Source organism: Coprococcus aceti (genome assembly GCF_025567285.1).
GTDB classification, from domain to species: domain Bacteria; phylum Bacillota; class Clostridia; order Lachnospirales; family Lachnospiraceae; genus Coprococcus; species Coprococcus aceti.
The window spans coordinates 25898-51503 of record NZ_JAOQJT010000004.1 but is presented as its reverse complement, the minus strand read 5'-3'; the positions used below and the strand labels follow the sequence as shown (position 1 = coordinate 51503).

The following is a 25606-nucleotide window of genomic DNA, read 5'->3' as shown; positions in this document are numbered from 1 at the left end:
CTGTTGACCTTAAATGACGGAGTCTTCTCATGGTGGAACGGACAGCATGCCTCGTAATTCGCGCCCTTCTTCTTAAGGCTTGCGTAGCTTCCGATAACATCCACTATATCATTTCTTGACAAGACTTCATTTATCACGTCATCCGAATAATACAATTCGATTCCTCCTGTTTGTCAGGTATGCTCAGACCTTCCAGGACTTCGGTATATATATACTCTTAAATGTCTCTATCGCATAATTGTCTGTCATACCAGCTATGTAGTCGCACACGACTGTCTTGGGATCCTCTCCCATATATATCATCTCAACACATTCATTTGTCAGCCTGCTGGCGTCCTCAATGAAGTATTCATACAATATCCTCAGCATCTTGTCGGCCTTGAGCTCCTCGCTCTTGGCTATCGGGTTAGTGTAGAGATATCTGAACATGTATGTTCTCAGCTTCCCCAGAGCATCCCCGATCTCCGCCGACATACCGACATAATCCTTGTCCTGACTCGTATTTATCACATCATGTATGAGACAGTTCAGTCTGGTGCGGGTATTCTTCCCGAGAATGTCGGTGATATTGGTCGGAAGATCCTCCTCCTTCAATATGTTACCCCTTATCGCATCATCTATATCATGATTGACGTACGCTATCTTGTCCGCCAGTCTCACACACTGTCCCTCCAGCGTATGCGGAGTGCATGATGTCTTATGGTTTAGCATTCCGTCCCGGACCTCCCAGGTTAGATTAAGTCCCTCACCACGGTTCTCAAGACGTTCCACAACCCTTACGCTCTGAACATTGTGGCTGAAATTATTGCCCGCGCAGGCCGCAAGTGTCCGCTCACCGACATGTCCAAATGGCGTATGTCCCAGGTCATGTCCCAGCGCTATCGCCTCCGTCAGATCCTCGTTGAGCCTGAGTGATCTGGCTATCGTCCTTGCTATCTGCGACACCTCCAGAGTATGGGTCAGTCTGGTCCTGTAGTGATCATCACCCGGCGACAGAAATACCTGAGTCTTATGCTTAAGTCTCCTGAACGCCTTGCAGTGGAGTATCCTGTCCCTGTCTCTCTGGTAGACCGTTCTGAGGTCGCACTGCTCCTCCGATCTGTCACGTCCTGTGGACTGATCACTGAACGCCGCATATCTGCTGAGCACTTCGTGCTCCCTTTTTTCCTGCTGTTCCCGTATCGTCATAGAATCTCTCCTATCACATGATCAATATTTCTTACCACACATTTTTATTATTCTCCGTTTTTTCTCAAAATCCTTTTTTATTTTTCAAATTTTCTGAGGAAAGAATGACATGATAGTAAGTATAGTGATATACTTATCTAAGATTTTTGAGGTGAATGACATGTTTGATTTTGAAGAAGAACTTAAGAAGCTCCCCCATGTCCCAGGAGTATATCTCATGCACGATTCGGGGGATCATATTATATATGTAGGAAAAGCCATAGATCTGTACAACAGAGTACATCAGTATTTCCAGACCGGCTACAAGAAATCCCCGAAGATTCAGAAGATGGTATCCCATATTGCATGGTTTGAATATATTGTCTGCGGTTCAGAGATCGAGGCTCTCGTTCTAGAGTGCAACCTTATAAAGGAGCACAGACCGCATTACAACACCATGCTCACGGATGACAAGGGTTATCCCTATATCCGCATTACTGTGGAGGAGGATTACCCGCGCATACTGTACAGCCATCAGATGAAACGGGATCACTCCAAATATTTCGGCCCATACACCAATTCCAAAGCGGTGAAGGATATCATAGAGCTACTGAAAAAGCTGTATCACATCAGGAGCTGCAACAAGGTTCTGCCAAGGGATATGGGCCTTGAAAGGCCCTGCCTGTATCACCAGATAAAGCAGTGCATGGCGCCCTGTCAGGGATATATCTCCAAGGAGGATTACAACAAAAATGTCCAGGATGCCATAAGCTTTCTGAACGGCAACCACGGTCATGTGATCAGGGATCTCGAAAAGCAGATGAAGGAGCTGTCCGAGGATATGGAATTTGAACAGGCCGCCGAGATCAGGGATCTGATAAAGAGCATCCATCACATTGAGTCCACCCAGAGAGTCGGTGACACAAGCGCAGACGACAGGGATGTGATCGCCATGGCCACCGATCTTGGAAATGAGTGTGTCATATCCATATTCTTCATAAGATCCGGCAAGATGATCGGCAGGGAACACTACCACATGAGCGGCGTAAATGCTGAGGCTTACAGCACGATCATGGAGTCTTTTCTCAAGCAATACTACGCTTCCACTCCATATCTGCCAAAGGAGATCATTATCGAGCAGCAGATCGAGGACTACAAGGTCATCGAGGAATATCTGAGCGCCCGCCGGGGAAGTCAGGTACACATCATTGTTCCCCAGAAGGGAGACAAGCAGAAGCTTCTCAAGCTGGCAAAGGACAATGCTTTTCTGGTCATGAACCAGGATGCCGACAAGCTCAAGCGTGAAAAGGAGCGCACTGAGGGTGCGGCAAATGAGCTGGCACAGCTTATCGGAGTTTCATCCGCAAGACGCCTTGAAGCATTTGATATATCGCATATAAGCGGCTATCACTCCGTGGCATCCATGGTGGTATTTGAAAACGGACGCGCCAAGAAGAATGACTACAGAAAGTTCAAGCTCAGGACCATAGACGGGCCGGATGACTACGCAAGCATGAGGGAGGTACTCACAAGAAGGTTCACAGACGAGCGGTTTAATATCTACCCTGATGTACTCATGATGGATGGCGGCCGGGGTCAGGTCAACATAGCTCTGGAGGTTCTTGACGAGCTTGGTCTCAACATCCCGGTATGCGGAATGGTAAAGGATGACCACCACAGAACCAGAGGACTCTATTACAACAACAAGGAGATAGATTTCCCTGCAAATACACAGGCCTTCAACATGATAACAAGACTTCAGGATGAGGCCCACAGATTTGCAATCGAGTACCACAGAAGTCTCAGAAGCAAATCCCAGATCCACTCAGTTCTGGACGATATTGAGGGCATCGGTCCGGCAAGGAGAAAGGCTCTTCTGGCATACTTCAAGGACATAGACAAGATCCGTGCCGCCAGCATTGCTGATCTCGAGATCCCGCAGGGAATGAACAAGACTGCAGCCACTGCGGTATATAACTTTTTCCACAACGATAAACAGATGTAACGAGGATTTTATGATGGAATACAACTTTTTTGCACTTATATCACGAATGAAATATATTGACAGATGGGCACTCATGAGGAACAACCGCGAGGAGAATCTGTGTGAGCACTGCCTGGAGGTGAGCATGATAGCCCACGCACTGGCAACCATCGGCAATGTACGCTACGGCAAGACTCTGAACGCCGAGAGAGCTGCACTCATAGGTCTCTATCACGATGCATCGGAGATCATCACCGGCGACATGCCGACCCCGGTGAAATACTACAACGATGATATCAAGACAGCCTTCAAGGATGTGGAAGATATCGCATGCCACACACTTCTTGACAAGCTGCCGGGCGATCTCAGACCAGCCTATGAACCGATATTTTTTAAGGATGCCGACGACGAGAACGATGTATATCTCTGGAAGCTCGTCAAGGCGGCTGACAAGCTGTCCGCCCTGATCAAATGCATGGAGGAGACAGGATCGGGAAATACCGAGTTCTCCAGTGCCATGGGTACGATCATGAATTCCGTGTCACAGATGGCTGAGACTTATCCTGAGGTAAACGACTTCGTGTGCGAGTTTTTACCGGCATACGGCAAGACCCTGGACGATCTTCAGCAGATATAATCTAAAGCAGATATAGAAAAAAGAGAAGCCGGAGCTTTTTGCCAGCCCCGGCTTCTCTTTTTTTGATCTTATTATTGTTTTAATTTTATTCCTGTTCAACATTTTGTTCAGCATTTTCAACTCTGTTGAATATCTCCATGAACTCCTGGCCTGTTATCGACTCCTTCTCTATCAGATACTGTGCGATGGCATCCAACGCATTCATGTGCTCTGAGAGAAGCTTCTTGGCCTCATCATATGCCTTCTTGAGCTGATTCCTAATCTCCTCATCGACCTTTGCAGCAGTCTTGTCTGAACACTGGAGCACTGCATTTCTGTCGAGATATTTTCCCTGAACAGTCTCAAGCTGCATGAGTCCGAACTTGTCTGACATTCCATACATGGTTATCATCGCTCTCACTGTCTTGGTCGCCTGCTCTATATCATTTGCCGCGCCGGTGGTCACTGACTCGAATTTCAATTCCTCTGCAGCTCTTCCGCCGAGGGTCGTCACAATGTTCGCCTCAAGCTCAGCCTTGGTCTCCATATACTTCTCTTCCTCAGGCACCTGCCATACATATCCCAGAGAACCCATCGTTCTAGGAACTATTGTAATTCTCTGAACAGGCTCAGTGTGCTTCTGGAGAGCAACCAGAAGAGCATGTCCAACTTCATGATATGCAACGACCTTCTTCTCCTGGTCGCCGAGCAGCTTGCCCTTCTTCTCTTTTCCTGCAAATACAAGCTCCACCGCACCAATCAGATCAGCCTGTGAAACCATGCTCCTTCCGGATCTGACCGCAGTGAGCGCCGCCTCATTTATTATGTTGGCGAGATCTGCTCCAACCGCACCTGCTGTGGCAAGCGCAAGCTCACGGAGATCCACAGTCTCATCCATCTTGACATTTCTGGAGTGTACCTTCAGCGTGTCTATTCTACCCTGAAGATCCGGCTTCTCAACTATTACTCTTCTGTCAAATCTTCCCGGTCTCAGGAGTGCCTTGTCAAGTGTCTCCGGCCTGTTGGTCGCAGCCAGTATCACTATTCCCTTGGATGTGTCAAATCCATCCATCTCGGCAAGAAGCTGGTTCAGTGTCTGTTCTCTCTCCGAATCACCGCCCCTCACGCTGTCTCTGCTCTGGCCTATGGCATCTATCTCGTCTATGAATATTATACAAGGAGCCATCTCAGATGCCTGTTTGAACAGGTCTCTGACTCTCGATGCTCCGACTCCCACGTACATCTCCACGAAGCTTGATCCCGACATGGAGAAAAATGGCACGTTTGCCTCTCCGGCAACAGCCTTTGCCAGAAGTGTCTTTCCGGTTCCCGGAGGGCCGACCAGCAGTGCTCCCTTTGGAAGCTTTGCACCTATAGCCATATACTTCTTAGGGTTGTGAAGGAAGTCGACCATCTCAGTCAGGGATTCCTTTGCCTCATCCTCTCCTGCAACATCTGCAAATGTGACTCCGGTCTTCTTCTCCATATATACCTTGGCGTTTGATTTGCCAAAGCCCATCATTCCGCTCCGCCTTGTCACTAACGAGAGGAACAGATAGAATGCAGCTATCATGACCACATATGAGAGTATCGTTCCGACCATGGCTGAACCGCTCTCGTCTTTGCCCTTGTATGTTGTGGCATACTTCTCATGGGCTGTCTTAAGTCTGTCTGCCAGCTTATCGTCGCTTATCCTCACTGTCACATAGGTGTTCTTATCCAGAGTGCCGTCAGACTCCTTTGAGGTAAATCTGATCTTTTTGGCATATATCTCCGCATTGTCCACCTCTCCCGAATCCAGCATCTCCACAAATCCGCTGTATGGGATCTCTTTTTTCGTTCCATTTGTGATCTTGTCGTATGCTCTCCAGCACAGCAGTGTCAATATCACCGAGATGACAAGCAGAACCATGACATTCCTGTTTTTGCCTTTGTTGCCATTATTCTTGTTGTCGTCATTCTTGTCGTTTTGTTCTTTGTTGTAATCGTTATTCAACACGTTTCTCCTTTTACTCTGATATGGATATCCCATTTATCCATCTATGACTTTACCGCCTAACAAATTATAAGTCAAGTAAACTGTTTGTATGAAATTGTCTTTATTGACATTACGGGGGCTCCGGGGGTACACTTTTTTACAAATTGACAAATATATTCTATATGGGAGGGCTGCAATGCCGGGATACATAATACACCTGTGCGAGGGCAGATACATCGCAGACAAACTTCATATTTCAAAGGAATCCCAGCCGGAGCTGCTGAATGATTTCCTGCTGGGCTGCGTTCTTCCAGATGCGGTTATGGACAAAGCCCTGACACATTTCAGGCCGGAATGGCAGAACGATCTCATAACAAAATATCCGGACATCGATCACATATTGTCAGAATATCCAGTGGAAGCTATGACACCTGCCGACCTTGGCATACTTGCCCATCTCATGATGGACGCCGCCTATGTGGAGGAATTCTGGCCGCAATATTTTCAGTTTGAGGCAGGCGATAACACTCCCACCTGTGTGACACGCGACATAGACCATGTCCGAATGCACGAGCTCAGCATGCAGCCGGAGGGAAGGAGCATCCCATTCCGGGATTTCTTCTCAGAACAGTTTTTCTACGGTGATTACAATGTGACAAATCCATTGTTTATCAGGGATTTCTCACCAATCATACCGAAGGTTTCATCACCTGATATGACCATAAAAAAATGTCTATGTTTCTCACAGAGCAGACTGCAGAATGATCTCGACTCATTCACCTCCATAGACACCGATGTAGGCAATAATACAACGAATGTATTTCCATATAAAGCACTTAAGGACTTTATCATCTCTCAGGCGGACAGATTCCTCCGCCTCATAGATAACAAAAAAGCATCCACCAGATAAGCCTGTTTCCAGGCTCACCCGGTTGGATGCTTTTTATAGTTTTATTTCCGGCTTTCCCTTATCTAACTGTCAGTCACTATTTGACAACGATCTTCTTTACTGTTGAGTATGAACTCTTATATGTTGTCTTACCTGACTTGTTAAATGCACGCACCTTGAAGTAATATGTCTTGCCTTTCTTCAGGCCTTTCTTGGTGTATGAAGTAGTTCCTGCCTTTCTTATAGTTGCAACAGCCTTATACGTGCCACGCTTTGATGTTGACATGTATACGATGTAACCTGTTGCTCCCTTGGCTCTCTTCCATGCAATTTTCGCCTGCTTGACTCCGGCCTTCGCTGATACAACAGGTGTTGCAGGAAGTGTAAATCCTGATACATATGTTCCGGCATTCTCTACGATCGCCTTTCCATCCTTCTTGTATGCCACAACTCTGTACTTATACGTTGTTCCGGCACTGAGCTTTGAGCTTACAAATACGACCTTTGACTTGCTTGTGATGGTCTTGATCTTGACTGCTCTGTTGCCGCGGTATCTGTAAACTATGTATCCATCAGCGTTGTTTACCTTGCTCCATTTCATCGTTATCGATGCATTGCTTCTGGCACTGATCTTAAGATTCTTGACTGCCGATGGCGTTGTCATGATCCTTGCTGTAGCATCCTCACCAACGAGCTCCTTGCTGCCGACCTTCTTGTATGCAACTACCTTGAATGTGTAAGCTGTACTTCCAGTCAGACCGTTTACATTATAAGCTGTCTTTGATGTCGAACCAAGATATTTGTAATTGTCCTTTGCTACAAGTCTGTATACCTTGTAGCCTGTAGCTCCCTTAACTGTATTCCACTTGAGCGCTATCGACTTCTCTGCCCTGCTGCTGAATGAAATACCTGAAACCTTAGCTGGCTTTGTTGCTGCATTTATGACTGTCTTCTCGCTATACAGTGTCTTGCCTGACGACTTCACATATGCTGATACCGCGAACTTGTAATCAGTTCCCGCTGCCAGACCTGTGATATTGCTGCTTGTGCCCTTCACTGTTGCAACCTTCACATATGTCTTCTTACCTGTATCATATCTGTACACCTCATATCCCTGGGCATATGCACTGCTGCTCCATGATAGCTTCAGTGATGTTGTTGTCTCACCGCTTGCCGCAAGGTTCTTCACCTTTGCAGGAAGGATGTTGAATGTAACCTTCTTTGTTCCGTAGAAGTTGTTAAGTCCTGTGATCGTAACACTTGCAACACCCGGCTTCACGTTGTTGCTGTACTCAACCGTGTACTCCTTTGGATTTATCACTGTACTGCCGATCTTAACTGTAACCGCCGGCTTGATCGCTGATCCTGTGTAGGTCTTGTCTGCTATCGCTGATACGGTTGCCTTTGATATGTCAAATGCCTTGATCCTGAACTGCTTTGTAACGCTTCCCTTGTAGTCGCCCATGAACTTCACAGTGACTGAAGCCTTACTTGTTCTCGTCATGGTGATTCCGCTGTTGTTCTGGTATGTGATCGTGTAATCTCTGCCTTCCTTCAGCACATTTGTTCCCCATGTTATCGTGACATTATCAAACTTAAATGCTGTGCCCTTGTATATAACCTCGGACTCAATTCCGTTTATAACAGCCGTGTTGCTTATATCTGCCTTGCTTATCACAAAGCTCTTCTTTACAGAATCTGTGTAGTTGCCTGCACCTGTTATTGTTATGACTGCTGTTCCTACATGAACATTGTTCTCGTACTTCACAGTATAGTCCGTTCCCTGGCTGAGCTTCTGTCCATCCAGTTCAACTTCAATATCCTGTGTTATTGCATTACCTGTGAATACCTTTCCTGTAATACCCTTGATCTCAGCTCCAGCGATACTCTTCTTTGTAATTGCAAAGTATCTTGTCACTGAATCCTTGTAGTTGCCCTTACCGGTCACAACCACCTTTGCGCGTCCTGTCACATCTGTGTTCATATCGAAGCTGAGTATGTAGTCAACTCCCTCTGTCAGCTCCACATCACCATTCTTTACCTTTACAACAGGTATGAGCTGGTTTCCTGTGTACTCGATCGATGTACTGCACTCAACTGTACAGTTCTTGATACTTCTTGCTGTTATCTCAAATGTACCTGTTGTCTCTCCGGTGTAGTTGCCCTTTCCTGTTATGCTTACCTCTGCGGTTCCGACCTCAGTGTTGTTACTGTAAGCCACTGTGTAATCCGCTGCTGATAACACAACACCGTTGACTGTCACTGTAACGGCTGGAGTTACCGGCTTTCCTGTGTATTCCGTATCCTCTGCCACAACTACTGCATTATCGATTGATGCCGCTGTTATGGCAAATGTTGCTGTCACACTTCCTGTGTAATTAGACCGGCTTCCTGCTGTAGCTGTAACCGTTGCTGTTCCAACGTTTACATTTGAAGCATATCTCACTATGAAGCCCGCGATATCTTCATCGTCAAGCACAAATGCTCCGTCACTGCTGTTAATAGCTGTAACTGATGGAGTGAGTGCCTTTCCGGTGTATGTCATGCTGCTCTTTGAAAGCTCTGCTACATAACCTGTTACGTCTCTCTTGACGATCTCGAAAGTTGCCGTCTTAGAACTTACGTAGTCTCCATATCCTGTGATCGTCACTGTGGCAGTTCCAACATTATAGTTATTGATGTATGAAACCTTGTAATCAGTTCCCTGTACAAGCGTCTTGCCACCGTATGTAACATTTACCGCAGGTGTGATATTCTTCTTTGCAAACTCCTGATCAGGTATTGCACTGATCTTGGCTCCGCTTATATTTACAGGATCCTTTGTAATGGTAAATTCTCTCTCCACAGTTCCTGTGTAGCTTCTCTTACCTGTTACTGTTGCCTTTGCCGACTGTCCGCCTGCTGTAGGCTCAATATTATTGCTGTACTCGATCTCGTAGTCAACACCCTCTACAAGCACCAGATCTCCATATGTAATTGTGAGCTCCGGCTCTATCTTCTTGCCTGTGTAAATCTGACCCTCGATCTCGCTCACATGACAGTCTGCAAGATTTCTTCTTGTTATAGCAAAGTATCTGTTAACACTTCCTGTGTAGTTGCCAATACCTGTGATGGTAACACTTGCCTTGTCCGTCACGTTCTTATTTCCACTGTATGATACAGTGTAGTCTCTTCCTGCCACAAGTACATCGTCGCCGTATGTTACCTTAAGTCCGGCAAATGTTATTGCCTTTCCTGTGTAGGTTACGCTGTCTTTTATACCTGTTATATCTGCATCTGCAATATCTGCACCGCCAATAGCAAACAGCTTGCTGGCAGTTCCTGAATAATTGCCCTTTCCTGTTATCACCGCAACTGCTGCCGTTGTCACCTCGACATTGTTCTTGTAGCTTACGGTGTAATCCCTGCCTGCCACAAGCTCTCTCTGTCCGTCAACAACAGTGAGCTTTGGTGTAACCGCATTACCGGTATAATTCTGTCTGTCGATGTCCTTTATCTCTGCAAGAGATATGTCTCTAGCTGCGATATCGAATTTCTCAACCGCCGTTCCAGTGTAGTTGCCTATACCTGTGATGGTAACGCCTGCCTTATCTGTGTCTGTTGTGACATTCACATTGTCACTGTATGAAACTGTAAAGTCTCTGTCCTCCACAAGAGCTGTTCCGCCAAGTGAAACTGTAACTGCAGGTGTAAGTGGATCTCCTGTGTATCTTGCCGATGCCACCGTAATGTCTGCATCTGCAAGATTTCTGGCACTTATCTTAAATCTTGCTGTGGTGCTTCCACTGTAGTTACCCATACCTGTGATGGTGAGCACTGCACTGTCTGTCACGTTCACATTGTTGCTGTAGTCTGCTCTGTAGTCGCGTCCCTCAACAAGTGTCCTGCCTCCGAGTGTAACTGTGTGATCCGGAGTTACAGCTTCACCCGTATAAACTCCGTTTCCAACCTTTACTGAAGCATTGTCGACTGAAGCACCTACTATTGCAAATGTCTTGCTGACACTTCCTGTGAAGCCTTCACCCTCAAGTGCCTTTATAGTAACCTTACCTGTTCCAACATTTGTATTTGACGAGTAGCTGATCTCAAGGTTGTCAAAATCAGTAACTGTCACTGTCTTTCCAGCTCTCTTCACTGTAAATGAATTGATCACCGGTTTTACTGCTGTTCCTGTATACATATACTCGGATGCATCAAGAGCTATCTGTCCATCACTTATATCGACCGGATTGATGTTAAACTTAGCCGATAAAGATCCGGTATTTGAATTGATACCTCTAACTGTTACGGTTGCCACACCCTCATCGATGTTGTCCACATATACGAGTGCGTAATCCTCGCCGTATACAAGTGTCTTTCCACCAAATGTAACTGTCACATCCGGTGTGAGCGGCTGGCCGAAGTTGTAAAGCTGATCACTGATCTTGCTTATCACAGCCTTGGATATATCCACAAGATTCTTAGATATCGTGAAGTTCACTGTTATGCTTCCTGTGTAGTTACCAGATCCTGTGATCTTGATCTCAGCCTTCGAGCTGGCCGTTGTCTCATTTATGTTGTTGCTGTACTCTGTCTTGTAATCTGTTCCAGACACGAGAACCTGTGTTCCGTCTCTCACTGTGACCTCAGGTGTTACAGCCTTTCCTGTGTGTACCTGTCCGCCAATCGCATCGACTCTACACTTGCTTATGTCCTTAGCTGTGATCTTGAATGTTCTGCTCAGCTCTCCGCTGTAATTGCCGATACCTGTTATCACAACCTCCGCACTGTCTGTCACGTTTACATTGTTCTTATACTCTACTGTGTAATCCTCATCCTCGGACAGTTTCTTTCCGACCAGTGTCACAACGATCTCGCCAAATGTTATGGTCTTTCCTGTGTATTCTGTGCCGGCTGGTATACCTGATACCTCTGCGTCCTCAAGAGTGAGACTCTTTATACTGAAGTTCTTCTCTACAGTTCCCTTGTAATTGCCCTTACCGGTTACGATAAGCTTGGCTGAATCTGAAACCTCTATGTTGTTCTCATATGTCACAGTGTAGTCCGTTCCTGCAACAAGCTGTACTCCATCGAGTGTCACCTTTGCATCCGGTCTGATCTCACTGCCGCTGTACATCTGATCCAGTATATCATTGATCTTCGCCTCATTGATCGCCTTTGGCTCAATGTCGAATGTAGCAGTCACAGTGCCCTTATAGTTTCCTGTTCCCTTGACGGTCACAGTCGCCTTTGACTTTGCTGTCGTAGCGTTCACATTGTTGCTGTAAGAAACAACATAATCAATGTCTGCATTTAATATCTCATCATCGAGAGTTACTGTCACAGCCGGTGTAAGTGGCTTTCCAGTGTAAACTGATGACTGGACATTCACATCTGCCTTGCTCAGATCCTTTGCAGTTATCGCAAAGTATGCGACAACTGTTCCCTTGTAGTTTCCTGTACCGGTCACTGTGAGGATGGCTGCTGTTCCAACATTTACATTGTTGCTGAACACCACATTGAAATCTGTTCCCGCAGTGAGTTTCTTGCCATCAAGTGTCACTGTATATGCAGGCTTTACTGCACTTCCTGTGTACACATGGTCTTCCACATCAACTACAGCCTGTGCGATATCCACCTCTGTGATCTCAAACTTCTTTGTCACAGATCCTGTAAATCCGCTTCCCTGTGCTGCCTTTATAACCGCACCAGCAGTTCCGACATTTGTATTGTCCGTGTATGTCACATCAAATGCTGTCATAGATGTCACTGCCGTCGCCTTGCCATCCCTGCTTACTGTTATCATCTTAACTGCAGGTCTGATCTCTGATCCCGTGTACTCAAATGAGTCATTCTCAAGTACAACCTCAGCAGTTGTTATATCTACTGGCTTTATGGCAAATGTTGTGCTCACCGAGCCTGTGTTCTTGTTGATACCATTTGCCTGTATCGTCGCCGTACCTTCATTGATATTGTCGATGTATACAAGCTCGTAGTCCACATCCTGTGTCAATGTCTTGCCGCCATATGTAAGTGTAACCTCTGGTCTTATGGCATTTCCAAAGTTGTAATACTGGTCATCGACCTTGCTCATTACAGCCTTTGATATATCCACAACCTCCTGTGTGATGGTGAATACCGCACTGTTGCTGCCTCTGTAGTTGCCCTTACCTGTTATGGTGACCTCAGCACTGTCTGTCACATCTGTGTTGTTGCTGTAAGTAATGTCATAATCCTTTCCGGTCTCCAGTATCCTTGCGCCATCTCTGACTGTGATCTCAGGCTCAACCGCCTTACCTGTGTATATCTGTCCGCCAATCGGATCAATGCTGCATCTGCCGATATTCTTAGCTGTTATGGCAAATGCTGTTCTAACCTGTCCGCCGTAGTTTCCTGTGCCCTTTATGATCACATATGCAGGATTCTTCTCATCTGTAACGTTCAGGTTGTTCTCGTAGCTTACTGTGTAGTCCGTACCGTTCACAAGTGTCCTGCCGTTTACTACAACTGCTATATCTGCAAATTCAATGGCATCTCCTGTAAATACTACCGCATCCTGGATTCCACTTATCTCTGCATTGTCTATGCTGTATGCCTTTATAGCAAATGTTCTGGTCACTGATCCCTTGTAGCTTCCTCTACCTGAGATAATAGCGCTGGCCTTGTCTGTAACCGAATCGTTGTTCTCGTATGCCACTGTGTAATCAGTGCCCTCTGAGAGAACATTGTTGCCATTTACAATTCTCAGTTCAGGTTTTACTGCCTGACCGCCGTATGTCTGATCTGGTATCTCCGGTATGTCAAGCTTTGATATATCCATAGGAGTTATAGAGAACTCTCCTTGGACTGTTCCTGTGTAGTTGCCTGTTCCTGTCACTGTCACAACAGCCTTTGCTGTGTCAGATGTGACATTCACATTGTCGCTGTAGCTGAGCTTATAGTCAGTTCCCTGAACAAGAGTCTTTCCATCAAGGACTACACTGACTGTTGTCGTAACTGCGCTTCCTGTGTATTCAGCATCATCGGCCTTTACCTCAGCCTGTGATATCCTCTTAGGAGTTATGCTGAACTTCTGTGAGAGCTTTCCGGTGTAATTTCCGGTTCCCTCTATAGTAACCAGTGCATTGTCAGTAACATTCACATTGCCTGAAACTGTTACCTTGTAGTCAACGCCCTCTGCAAGAGTCTTTCCTCCAAGAACTACTCTGCATACAGGAGTGATCGCGCTTCCCGTATATACTGCACTGTCAACGCTGACCTCTGCCTGCTCTATTGAAGCTGCAACGATCCTGAAGGATGTGCTTGTGCTTCCTGTATAGCTCTGGCCTTCGCCTGCGGCGATCTTAACTGTAGCCGTACCGACATTTACATTGTCTGTACATGTGATCTCAAATCCTGCGAGATCTGTGAGTACCTTCTTAACTCCATTTCTTGTGACTGTTATCGATTCTACATCTGCTGTTACCGCATCTCCTGTGAAACCATATGAATCCTTCACAAGTGCGATCTCTGCAGTTGTTATATCTATAGGAAGGATCTTGAATGTCTTACTTACCTCGCCCTTATTCTGGTCGATTCCCTTCACTGTAGCTGTAGCCGTACCGGCCTCAATGTTATCAGTGTAGGTTACGCTGTAATCAACATTCTCTGTAAGCTTTCTTCCTCCAAGATTTACACTGAGTGCAGGTGTGAGCTCCTCACCGAAGTTGTAATACTGATCTGCGATATCACTTATCACCGCATTTGAAATGTCGAGCACTTCCTTTGCGATGGTGAACTCTGCTGTAAGCTGTCCGGTGTAGTTGCCCTTACCTTCTATAACTGCCTTGGCATTCTTGCCCACCTCGATATTGTCACTGTAAGATACCGTGTAGTCTCTTCCATTTTCGAGTACCTTTGATCCATCTCTTACTGTAACCTCAGGGGTGATCTCCCTGCCTGTATATGTCTGTCCTCCGATGGCATCGACCTTGCACTTCTCAAGACTTCTTGGGGTTATGCTGAAGGCTGTTCTTATCTGTCCACCGTAGTTGTCGTTACCCTTTATGATAACGTATGCCATGCTGTCCTCAGTGGTTGCATTGACATTGTTCTCATAACTTACTGTGTAATCTGTTCCATATACAAGTGTCTTTCCATTCATCACAACTGTTATGTCCTTAAAGGTTATGCTGTCACCTGTATATTCTGCGCTCTCAGGTATTCCTGTCACAACCGCCGGTGCTATGCTTGCTCCGCATATCTCAAACAGCTTTGTAACGGTTCCCTGATAGTTACCCTTACCTTTGACTACTGCTCTCGCCTCTGTAGTCTTGTCTGTATTGTTGCTGTATGTTACATCGTAATCTCTTCCCGCAACAAGAACTGTGTCTCCGTTTCTTACGACCACCACTGGCTCTATCGCCTCGCCGGTGTATTCCTGAGCATCAATGCTGTCAACATCGGCTGCTGTAAGAGTCTTTGCCGTGATGTCAAAGTAAACTGTGAGCTTTCCTGTGTAGTTGCCCATGGCCTTGATGATCGCTGATGCCTTCTTCTCAGCCGTTGTGACATCTATGTTGTCTGCGTATGTAACTGTGTAGTCCTCACCCTTGGTCAGAGTCTTGCCTCCAACCTCAAGAACTACATCAGGTGTCAGCGCAGATCCTATATATACCTGAGCCGGTATGCTGCACTTTCCGCCGTCTATGCTCTTTGCACTGATCTCAAATGTCTGGCTCAGTACGCCCTCATAATTACCGCATCCGGTGATCTTTAACAGAGCGTCCTCTCCTGCCTCTACATTGTTTTCAGCCGATACCGTGTAATCCACGCCGGCTGTCAGCACCTTATCTCCCAGAGTTACCTTTACATCCGGTATAACCTCTGATCCGGTGTACTCAGCATCTGCCACGCTCACGACCGCACCGCTTATGCTCTTTCTTGTGATAGTAAATGTAGTTGATGCAGTTCCGGTGTAGTTCGTATCCTTTCCTGCACTTACAGTAACCTTTGCCGTTCCGGCATCTGTATTGTCACTGTATTCCACAGCGAATGAAGAGAGATCTGTGATACTCTCAGTCACACCACCATTAGGAACGCCAAGTCTTGTCACTGCAGGTGTAATCGCCTCACCTGTGTAGGTGAATGATGTTCCCCTGAGAACTACTGACGCCTTTGATATATCTGCCGGCTTTATGACAAATGTCTTTGTAACTGACTTGTTGTAATCACCTGTACCTATGATCTTTACAGTTGCAGTTCCCGCATCAATATTATCGGTATAAGTCACTGTATAGTCGGTGTTAAGTGTGAGTGCCTTTCCTCCAAAGCTTACCTTGACTTCAGGGGTTATGGCCTGTCCGAATGTATATGTCTGATCCGGAATAGCCTCTATCTCAGCCTTTGATATATCTGTAAATACTCTTCCTATAACGAATTCCTTCGTTACCTTTCCTGTGTAGTTGCCCTTTCCTGTGATTATAGCCTTAGCCTTTGTTGTCTCTGTAGTCTCATTTATATTCGACTCATATGTGACATCATAGTCAACGTCGCTCACAAGAAGAACATTACCATTTCTTATCGTTACTTCCGGCTCTATGGCCTTTCCTGTGTATACCTGGCTTTCAATCTCCTCGACATCACATTCCCTGAGATCCTTTTCCGTAATCACAAAGTGTACATCCTTGCTTCCGGTGTAATTGCCTGTACCTGTTACTGTAAAGTATGTACCATCCTCTGTTGTGACTGCCTTGTTGCCTGTGTATGTGATCCTGTAATCAATTCCCTCTGTGAGGATCTCGCTTCCATCGGCAACTATAATATCTGCAAATGTCACATCAGCACCTGTGTAAGCCACAGACTCACTGTATCCGCTGATGGCGACTCCTGTAAGTGACTTAGGTACTATCGCAAATGTTGTTCTGAGGGTTCCTACATAGTTGCCCTTTCCTGTGATAACCACCTGTGCAGGTGCATCCTTTGTCGTAACATCTGTGTTTCCTGTGTATTCAGCCTCATAGTCAACACCGGCTTTCAGTGTTGTTCCATCAGCCATGCTTACTGTCACTGCCGGGGTGATAGGATTTCCGGTATATGTCTGATCACTGATCTTATACGCAACTGCACTTGAAATGTCTGCTGCAGCTATTCTAAAGGTCTTTGTGATAGTGTCTTTATAATTGCCGGTTCCCTTTACTACAACGTTTGCCGTGCCGACATTGACATTCTTCTCATAGGTAACTGTGTAATCCACACCATTTGTCAGAAGCTTGTCTCCAAGTGTTACTTCCACATCAGGAGTGAGCTCCTTACCTGTGTAGATCTGATCTGCGACTTCCACATCGGCATCAGTGATCGTTCTCTCTGTTATAGCAAACTCTGCACTGACGGTTCCCTTATAATTGCCACTTCCTGTAATCTTTACAGTACCCTTGCCTACGTTTGTGTTACTGCTGTAGCTCAGAGTGTAATCCCTGCCCTCTGTCAGAACCACTGTACCAAGTGTTACCCTGACAGCCGGGGTAAGAGGTGTTCCCTGATATACCGCATCGTCTACCTCAACTGCTGCGCCTGACAGATCTGCCTCTGTTATGGCAAACTCACCTGTCACGCTGCCCTTGTAGTTGGTGTTGCTCTTTGCTGATACGCTGATGGACGCTGTTCCTACATTGACATTGCTGCCAAAGCTTATGTCAAAGCTGTCCATATCAGTTATCATCACATCTCCAAACTCTATGCCTGTAACCTCAGGCTTCTGGCTCTTTCCTGTGTACACAAAGCTTTCCTGATCTATAACCACACGGCCTGCTGATATGTCCGCAGGGTTGATGGCGAAGCTTACTCTCTTTGTCTTGGAGTAATACTTTGTTCCGGTTATGATCACATATGCTGTTCCAGCATTTATATTGTTCTCATATGTTAAGGTGTAATCTGTATTCTCTTTCAGTGTAATTCCGTTATACATAACAGTGACTGAAGGAGTTACAGCCTTGCCAAATGCATATGTCTGCGCCGGTATAGCCGACACTGTAGCGCCGTTTATATCCACAACGCTTCTTGTTATCGAGAAGTAGACTACAGCAGTTCCTGTATAGTTGCCAATACCGGTGATCTCTGCCTTCGCCTCATCCGTCTCGTCTATATTGTTGCTGTATGTAACTTCATAGTCTGTTCCAGCCTTCAGGGTGACGCTGCCATTCTTTATGGTGAGCACCGGCTCTATGGCCTTACCTGTCCATGTCTGTCCCTGGATCGGGCTGATTTCGCAGTTTGCTATATCTGCCTTTGTTATCTTGAAGGCTGCAGTCTTCTCACCGCTGTAATTGCCTGCTCCGATGAATCTGACAGTCGCTGTTCCGATCTCCTTATTATCAGTGTACTCAACAACGTAATCCTGATTCTCTACAAGTTTTGTATCTCCAAGTGTGAGCTCATATCCTGTGAGGACTATGCTCTCACCGGTATACTCTACACTCTCAGGTATTCCTGTTATGACTGCATCTGCAAAGTCTGCCTTTGTTATCTCAAACTCAGCCACACACTGACCTGTATAATTTCCACGGCCTGTGATAGTTGCCTTTGCCTTTCTTGAGTCTGTTGTAACACTTACATTGTCGCTGTATGTGACGTCATAATCACTGCCCTCTGTCAGAACTATCTCTCCGTTCTTGACTGTAACCTTTGGACTGTGGGCTGTTCCGTCGTATACAACAGACGCTATAGGTGAGACCACGCACTTGCTTATATCCATTGCGGATATGGTGAATGTCTCTGATGCTGTTCCTGTGTAATTGTGCTTACCTGTTATCGTCACTGTGGCTGTACCCTTATCGGTATTTCCACTATAGTCAACATCATACTCGGTGTCTGTGATCTGCTTTCCACCTAATGTAACTGTTATCTCCGGTGTAAGCGGAGCTCCAGTATACACCTGATCTGCAACAGTTATCTTTGCTGCACTTATGGATCTTGCTGCGATCTTGAAGGTCGTCTTAACTGTTCCGGCATAGTTGCCCATACCCTTTACAGTAACCGTTGCTGTTCCGGCATCGGTATTGTCAGCATATCCCACTGTGTAATCTGTTCCCTCTATAAGCTTTGTCTGTCCCAGATATACTGTCACTGCCGGCTTGAGTGCAGCACCTGTGTATGTCTGATCGGCAACCGTGAGCTGGGCATCTGTGATGTCTGCCGCAGTGATCGCAAACTTGCCTGTAACTGTTCCCTTATAGTTTGAACTGCTTCTGGCTGTGAGAGCTATCTCTCCACTGCCTACATTTATATTGTTGCTGTATGTCACGTCAAAATCTGTGCCAGGCTCTATGCTGCCGCCAGCCAGAGTGATTCCTGTCACTACAGGCTTGATCTCGCTTCCGGTATATCCGTAAGCATCCTTCTCAAGCTCAAGGACTCCTCCTGTCACATCGAGCTGTTCGATAGTAAATGATGTATCTATGACTCCATGATACTCTCCGGCTCCTGTCACGATTATGTATGCCTTTCCGGCATTCACATTGCTCTGATAGCTTACTGTATACGCATCCTCTGGAAGCACCTCTCCATCCAGTGTAACTGATATAGCCGGTGTGATCTGCTTGCCATAGTTATATACAAATGGTCCCTTGTCTGTTATAGAGATGACCGCAGGTGTTATATCTATAACTCTCTCTGCTATCATAAATGTCTTCTGTACAGATCCGGTGTAGTTGCCCTTTCCTGTGACAACCGCCTTTGCCGGCTTGTCTGCTGTTGACACCTCAATATTGTCGCTGTATACGACATCATAATCCGTGCCCTTCACAAGAGTTCTGCTGCCATCCTTGACTGTTATGTCAGGTGTAAGTGCCTTTCCTGTGTGGGTCTGTCCCGGAATATCGCTGACTGTACAATCCTCTATGCTCTTTGCTGTGATAGTGAATGTCCAGCTTGCTTTTCCTGTATAATTACCCTTTGCACTGAAGATGATATTCGCCTTGCTGCTGGCAGTAGATACATTCAGATTGTTGACATATTCAGTCTCGTAGTCCACACCATTTACAAGCTTAACACCGTCCACAGTGAGCACAGCCTGATCAAATGTAATAGCCTTTCCTGTGTATACGACTGAACTCTCCACGCCGTCCATCTCTGCATCTGTTATATCCTTCTGTCCAATTGTAAATTCTACACGTCTTGTTGTACTGCTGTCATAGTTACCCTTACCTCTGACTATAACTGCAGCCTTTGAATCTGTGGTCGATGCATTGACGTTATTCTCATAGTCGACAGTGTAATCTGTTCCCTCTGTGAGAACCGCATCTCCATCCTTAACTGTTATATCCTGTGTTATCTCAAATCCGGTGTATGTCTTATCTGCCACACCTGCAACCGTAATGCCCTCAGCATTTATACTTCTCACATTTATGACAAATGTGCCGTCAAGCTCTCCGGTATAGTTGCCCTTACCTTTGATCTTGAATTTACCGGTTCCTGCATTTGTAACTTCGCCTTCTACATACTCTACTGTATAATCCTGGCCCTCCACAAGTTTCTCGTCTCCAAGTACAACTGAGATCTTCGTGGTGAGCGGCTTACCTGTATAGCTCTGTGCCTGAGCACTTACCTTTGCTCCCGTGAGCGACTTCGCACCGATAGTAAAGAGAAGCTTTACCTCTCCTGTATAGTTACCTGTACCTGTCACCATCACGCTTGCCTTATCGGAACACTCCACATTGCTGTCGTAGCTGAGTGTATAGTCGACATCCTTCTTGAGAATGACATTTCCACTTCTGACAACCGGCTCAGGAGTTATCTCAGATCCGGTATAGCTGAACTCTGTCTGCTCAAGGCTTGCCCAGCTCTCCTCTATCTTCGCTGCAGTTATTGTCACTGCGATATCAAAGCTTCCTGTAAAGTTACAGTCAGCCTTTGCAGTAACTGTTATTGTTCCTGTTCCAACATTTATCAGGTTCTTCTGTGTTACAGTGAAATCTGACATGTCCGTCACAGTGTACTTCTTGCCATCAACTGTGATGTCAAAGCTCTCCACTGTAAATGTCCTTCCAGCCGGTGTGTACACCGCTGAATAAGTCTTAGATGCCACTGCCTTTGCAATAGACAATGGAAGTATCTTGAATGTCTTCTCGACAGTTCCTGAATATCCCTGTACGGCGATACCTGTAACTGTCATTGTCGCAGTTCCGACATTCACATTGTTTGTATAAGTTACCGTATAGCAGTCAGCGTCAAGCTTCACGCCATCCACTGTGACTGTTGCAGCCGGCTCTATCTTATCTCCCATGTGGTATGTCTGATCTGCTATATCAGCAACATCCGCATCTGTTATCTTGACGATCTTCTTGGCAATATCAAATGTTGCCTTCACAGATCCCTTATAGTTGCCTGTTCCACTTATATCAGCAACAGCCTTTGACTCGGTTGTTGTGACATTGATATTGTTGCTGTATGCAACGGTATAATCCGTTCCCTTTACAAGAGTGTTTGCACCGTCAGTGACAGTCACTTCAGGCTCAACAGCCTTTCCTGTATAGATCTGTGCGCTGATCGGCTGAACTGTGCAATCTGCTATATCCTTCTGCTCGATCACGAACTGAACTATCTTCTCACCGGTGTAATTGCCCTTACCTGTGATAAGTATCTCTGCCTTGCTGTCAGTTGTGGAAGCATTTCTGTTATTTGTATATTTCACTGTGTAGTCAGCAGCAGTGAGCTTTCTGCCCGACACTGTAACTGCCAGTCCTGCAAATGTTATATCTGCGCCAGTGTATACCACACTGTCCTCAACGCCTGTTACAACTGCCTTGCTGACTGATGCAGGAACAATATTGAACTCGATCTTCTTTGTTCCGCTGTATACGCCCTTACCAGTTATGGTTATCGACGCCTTAGCTGAAGCCGTGCTGACATTCTCATTATTATCATATGAAGATACAACATAGTCCTCACCCTCAACAAGCTCGGTGCCATCGTAGCTGACTGTTATATCCGGTGTTATCGCTGAGCCTGTGTATGTCTGGTCAGCTATATCAGCCACATCGGCTCCGGCAATATCTATAGCCTTTATCTCGAAGCTTCCTGTAGCGGTTCCATCGAAATTGCCATTCTCCAGAGCTGTTACCGTGATCTTAGCTGTACCAACATTGATATTGTTGGCATACTCAACGCTATAACTTCCTGAAGGCACTGCCATTCCGTCCTTGCATGTAACTGTCACCGCAGGAGTCTGTGCCTTACCTGTGTATGTCACACTTGAAGCTGAAACTGTTGCACCTGTAATACTCTTCTTGTATATTACAAATTTCTGTGTGAGCTCTCCTGTATAGCTGCTGTCCGCCTTTGGAGTGATGGTCACACTTCCATTTCCAACATTTGTATTCTCACCGTATGTGACATTGAAATCATCAAATGATGTTATTCTGTTGACGGTTCCAACCTTCACAGCCACAAGTGATGGCTTGATAGCAGTACCGCTATATTCAAATGTGTCGCCTGATATGATCAGTGTATCACCTGATATGTCATACTTGGCGATCTTGAACGTGTATTCCTTTGTTCCCTTGTACTTGCCCACACCTGTTATGACAAGTGTTGCGGTACCGACCTCATAGTTGTCCTTGAAGGTATATGTATAATCACCGTTTGATCCGGCTGTCATCTCCTCGCCGTCATAACTCAGAGTAAAGCTTGGTCTGACCGCCATGCCAAAGTTGTATGACTGATCCTCAAGTCCCGTCAAAGTGATCTTGTCACTTGTGCTTATGTCTATAAATTCCTTAGTAATATTGAAGTATTTGATGATCTGACCTGTGTAATGATCACCACAGCCTGTTATGGTCACTGACGCTTTTCCGGCATCCGTGTTGTCTGCATACTCTACTGTGTAATCCTCATTCTCAACAAGCTTGATCTCACCGTTGTATATATTGATCTCAGGTGTTATAGCTGACCCTGTCCACAACTGATCCGCTATAGCATCCATCTGACAGTTATACACAGCTCTCTTCTCTATCTCGAAACGTATAACCTTCTGTCCTGTGTAATTTCCTATACCGGTTACAGTGATCGAAGCCTTCTCTCCTGAACCTGTTACCTCTATATTATTCGCATACTCAACAGTATAGTCCTTGTCTCTCTCCAGCTTGATAATTTCACCATTAACGTATCTAGTTACATTTATCACCGGTTCGATGGCCATACCTGTGTACATCTGTGACTGGTCGGCCTGGGTTATTCCCATTCCGCTTGAAGATGAAATGATTGAAACAGGTGTTATCTTGAAATACTTGACGATCTCGCCTGTATAATTATCATTTGCAGCCTTTATTACGACCTTGGCCTCATCTGTCACATCCGTGTTATTGCTGTACTCTACCGTATAGTCTACATCCTGCTCCAGCTCAACACTGCCATTCTTGATGGTGACTGCCGGCTCTAATGCCTCTCCTGTGTACTGGCTGTCGGATATATCTTTGACATCGCAGTTCTCAAGAGGCTTAGGTAAAATGTTGAACTCAAGAACCTTAGTTCCGCTGTATGAGCCCATTCCTTCTATAGTAATAGTAGAAGTTCCTACCTTGTCATTGTTCTTTCTGTCGGTGACTGTGAAGTCTGTTCCCTCCTTCAGAACATAACTGCCATTCTTAATGGTAAGCTCCGGCTTCACCTCGCCGCCGTTATAATACTGGTCAGGTATATCCTCATATGTAAGTTTGCCCATATCACCTGACGGAGCAACTATAGTGATCTGGAATGACTTTGAACCGGAATAATATACCGATGCTGACATGGCAATAACTGTCCATGTTCCGGTCTCCTTGTAGCTGAACGGGAAGGTGTAGTTAACTCCCTCAACCAATGTCATTCCGTTGTATGTAATTGTTATATCCGGCTTTATGTTCTCTCCGGTATATTCATAACTGGACTTATTCACAGTCAGCTTTACATCGGCATCTGAGAATGACTTTGCAAGTATGTTAAATGATTTGTACACAGTACCCGCATAGTCTCCCATACCTGTAAATGTAACCTTACCATTGTTGGTTCCCGGCACGATATTCTCGCCGTAAGCAACAGAGTAATCGGTTCCCTCCACAAGTGTCTTGCCGTCGTATGTCAATGTCACATCCGGCTTCAACTGTGCTCCGGTATATTTCATCGATGATATCGTGGAAAATTCCACATCATTCATGCTGATCTTAGATGTCTTTATCGCAAATGTACCTACACATGTTCCCTGGAAATTGCCGAGACCCTTGATCATGACTCTGGCTGAATTTCCGATCTCCACGTTGTTCTCATAACCTGATATCTCGTAGTCAACGCCCTCCACAAGATCCGTATTGCTGAATGTGACCTTTGACAGGGTTGTGGTCACCTCAGAACCTGTGTACTCGGCGTCATCGGCAGTTATTACAGCTTTGGATATATCCGCTGCAACAATCTGGAACTCACATGGAACAGTTCCAGTGTAATTTCCAATACCTACTATATTAAACTTATGTGTTCCTACATTGTAATCCTTGGCATTCCAATACTCACTGAAGTCATATGAGAAATCTTGGGATAACTTAAGTGTAGTTCCAAGTTCCTTATCCTTGACAGAAATATTCTGTGGAGAAACCTGTATCGTTATGTTGTTTGCGGTGTTGAACACTGCATCATCAAATGTTACGGAGAGATTTTCCGTGCTCCTAGGCTTGATGGTGAAGTTCACCGTCTTTGAACCCACATATGAACCAAGTCCTGATATAGTCAGTGATGGCTTAGATGTGGATGTGGATGCATTTGTATTGTTGGTGTAGTATGACACCTTATAATCCTTGCCCTCGACAAGTGTCGTGCCCTTATACTTAACCACCGGACTTGGAGTCTTGGCAGTTCCGTCATATACAAGGTCGTCATCCACCGTAACGTCAGCGTCTGCTATGCTGTATACCTCAGTTCCCTGATCCACGATCTGGAAAGTCTTGGTTACAGTTCCCTTGAATCTGGTAGGTGCTCCTGTTATTGTGACAGTCGCTGTTCCAACATCTGTATTGTTGGTATACTCAACCTTGTACTCATAGTCATTTGTACCCCACTCGTCTATGCTGTGCAGATACTTGTTGTTGGTCTTGTCCAGTATCTTAACAGCCGGCTTTATAGGTTTTCCTGTATATACAAATGTATCACCCTCCAGTGATATCTCCTGATCACTGAGGTTTGCAGCGCTGATTCCGTAGTATATGTAATACTCTCCGTCGCTACCGATCTTATAATTGCTGTTCTTTGCAGCGGACACTACAACTCTAGGGCCGTCCCCAAGAGGATCCTCCACTACCTCTGACTCCTCGTCGTTGTTATAATAATCGACAACATAGTCAGTTCCTTCTGTAAGGAAATATCCTGATGATGTATTCGCTGTCTTTACATATATCTGCGGCCATACACCACCAGCCTGATATGTGTAAATTTTATTTTTGCAATTTTTATGCTGGTTCGCTTTCTCTTTTCCATCTATATAGAAAAGTGCAGTCGAAGTTATACTCTTTGCCTTTATAGTAAAGGTACATGTAAGAGTACCGCTGCAGTTCATGTCTGCATTACCTCTGACTGTAACTGTTGCCGTACCAACATTAACATTGTTACTGTATTCTACAGTATAATAATCTGACGACAGCTTCGTGTCGTTGGTCGTATCTCCAATCTTCTTTACCACCAGCTCTGACGAAGTGAGCGTCCATGGTTTTCCCGAATACGTCTTACCGGATGTCACCGTTGTATAACAATAATATCCGTCCGCATTCAGATCTATGGCATCATCCGCCGCCAGCGTGGCAACAGAATCCCCCACATCACTCTGCTTCTCCGCATCACTGGCCGTCGCCACATTCTGTGACTGTGCCGCCAGCACCTGCGCAATCCCTCCGATCGCAATATCACTCTGGAACAATACGGACAATGCCATAATGAATGCCATGAGAAATGCGATCATTCGTCTGCCATAACTTCTTCTCATAAATTACTCCCTGCCTT

The 25606-nt window shown here is 45.7% G+C and carries 7 protein-coding genes; 3 read left to right on the top strand and 4 right to left on the bottom strand.

Going from position 1 to position 25606, the window contains the following annotated elements:
* Positions 1–104: CHC2 zinc finger domain-containing protein (locus OCV54_RS14820; RefSeq protein WP_465245500.1), on the bottom strand; the 104-nt coding region annotated here is incomplete at its 3' end.
* A gap of 79 nt (positions 105–183) precedes the next feature.
* A complete protein-coding gene (locus OCV54_RS07120; RefSeq protein ID WP_055223254.1) occupies positions 184–1188 on the bottom strand; it encodes a deoxyguanosinetriphosphate triphosphohydrolase in 1005 nt (334 codons plus the stop codon).
* A gap of 160 nt (positions 1189–1348) precedes the next feature.
* Here OCV54_RS07120 and uvrC point away from each other — a divergent pair, with 160 nt between their 5' ends.
* Together uvrC and yfbR are read left to right on the top strand one after the other, a co-directional pair.
* Positions 1349–3172, top strand: a complete 1824-nt coding sequence (gene uvrC / locus OCV54_RS07115; protein ID WP_055223413.1) for an excinuclease ABC subunit UvrC — start codon at positions 1349–1351, stop codon at positions 3170–3172.
* 13 nt (positions 3173–3185) lie between these two features.
* Positions 3186–3788, top strand: coding sequence for a 5'-deoxynucleotidase (gene yfbR, locus OCV54_RS07110; protein WP_055147010.1), 603 nt, complete (start codon positions 3186–3188; stop codon positions 3786–3788).
* Between the two features lie 85 nt (positions 3789–3873).
* Here the strand turns inward: yfbR and ftsH are convergent, their stop codons facing one another.
* Positions 3874–5679, bottom strand: a complete 1806-nt coding sequence (gene ftsH, locus OCV54_RS07105) for an ATP-dependent zinc metalloprotease FtsH (RefSeq protein ID WP_055147076.1) — start codon at positions 5677–5679, stop codon at positions 3874–3876.
* A 262-nt stretch (positions 5680–5941) separates the two neighbouring features.
* Between ftsH and OCV54_RS07100 the strand changes: the two genes are divergently transcribed.
* Positions 5942–6655 (top strand): hypothetical protein, encoded by a 714-nt coding sequence (locus OCV54_RS07100; protein WP_055147013.1) that lies wholly within the window; start codon positions 5942–5944, stop codon positions 6653–6655.
* Positions 6656–6731: 76 nt separating this feature from the next.
* On the opposite strand, the gene OCV54_RS07095 is transcribed toward OCV54_RS07100, so the two are convergent.
* Positions 6732–25589, bottom strand: a complete 18858-nt coding sequence (locus OCV54_RS07095) for a fibronectin type III domain-containing protein (protein ID WP_055223252.1) — start codon at positions 25587–25589, stop codon at positions 6732–6734.
* Positions 25590–25606 lie beyond the last annotated feature (17 nt).

Bases quoted from the DNA above. Each gene is read 5' to 3' on its own strand.
- OCV54_RS07120 (WP_055223254.1), bottom strand. From the start codon at position 1,188: ATGACGATACGGGAACAGCAGGAAAAAAGGGAGCACGAAGTGCTCAGC.
- uvrC (WP_055223413.1), top strand. From the start codon at position 1,349: ATGTTTGATTTTGAAGAAGAACTTAAGAAGCTCCCCCATGTCCCAGGA.
- yfbR (WP_055147010.1), top strand. From the start codon at position 3,186: ATGGAATACAACTTTTTTGCACTTATATCACGAATGAAATATATTGAC.
- ftsH (WP_055147076.1), bottom strand. From the start codon at position 5,679: ATGGTTCTGCTTGTCATCTCGGTGATATTGACACTGCTGTGCTGGAGA.
- OCV54_RS07100 (WP_055147013.1), top strand. From the start codon at position 5,942: ATGCCGGGATACATAATACACCTGTGCGAGGGCAGATACATCGCAGAC.
- OCV54_RS07095 (WP_055223252.1), bottom strand. From the start codon at position 25,589: ATGAGAAGAAGTTATGGCAGACGAATGATCGCATTTCTCATGGCATTC.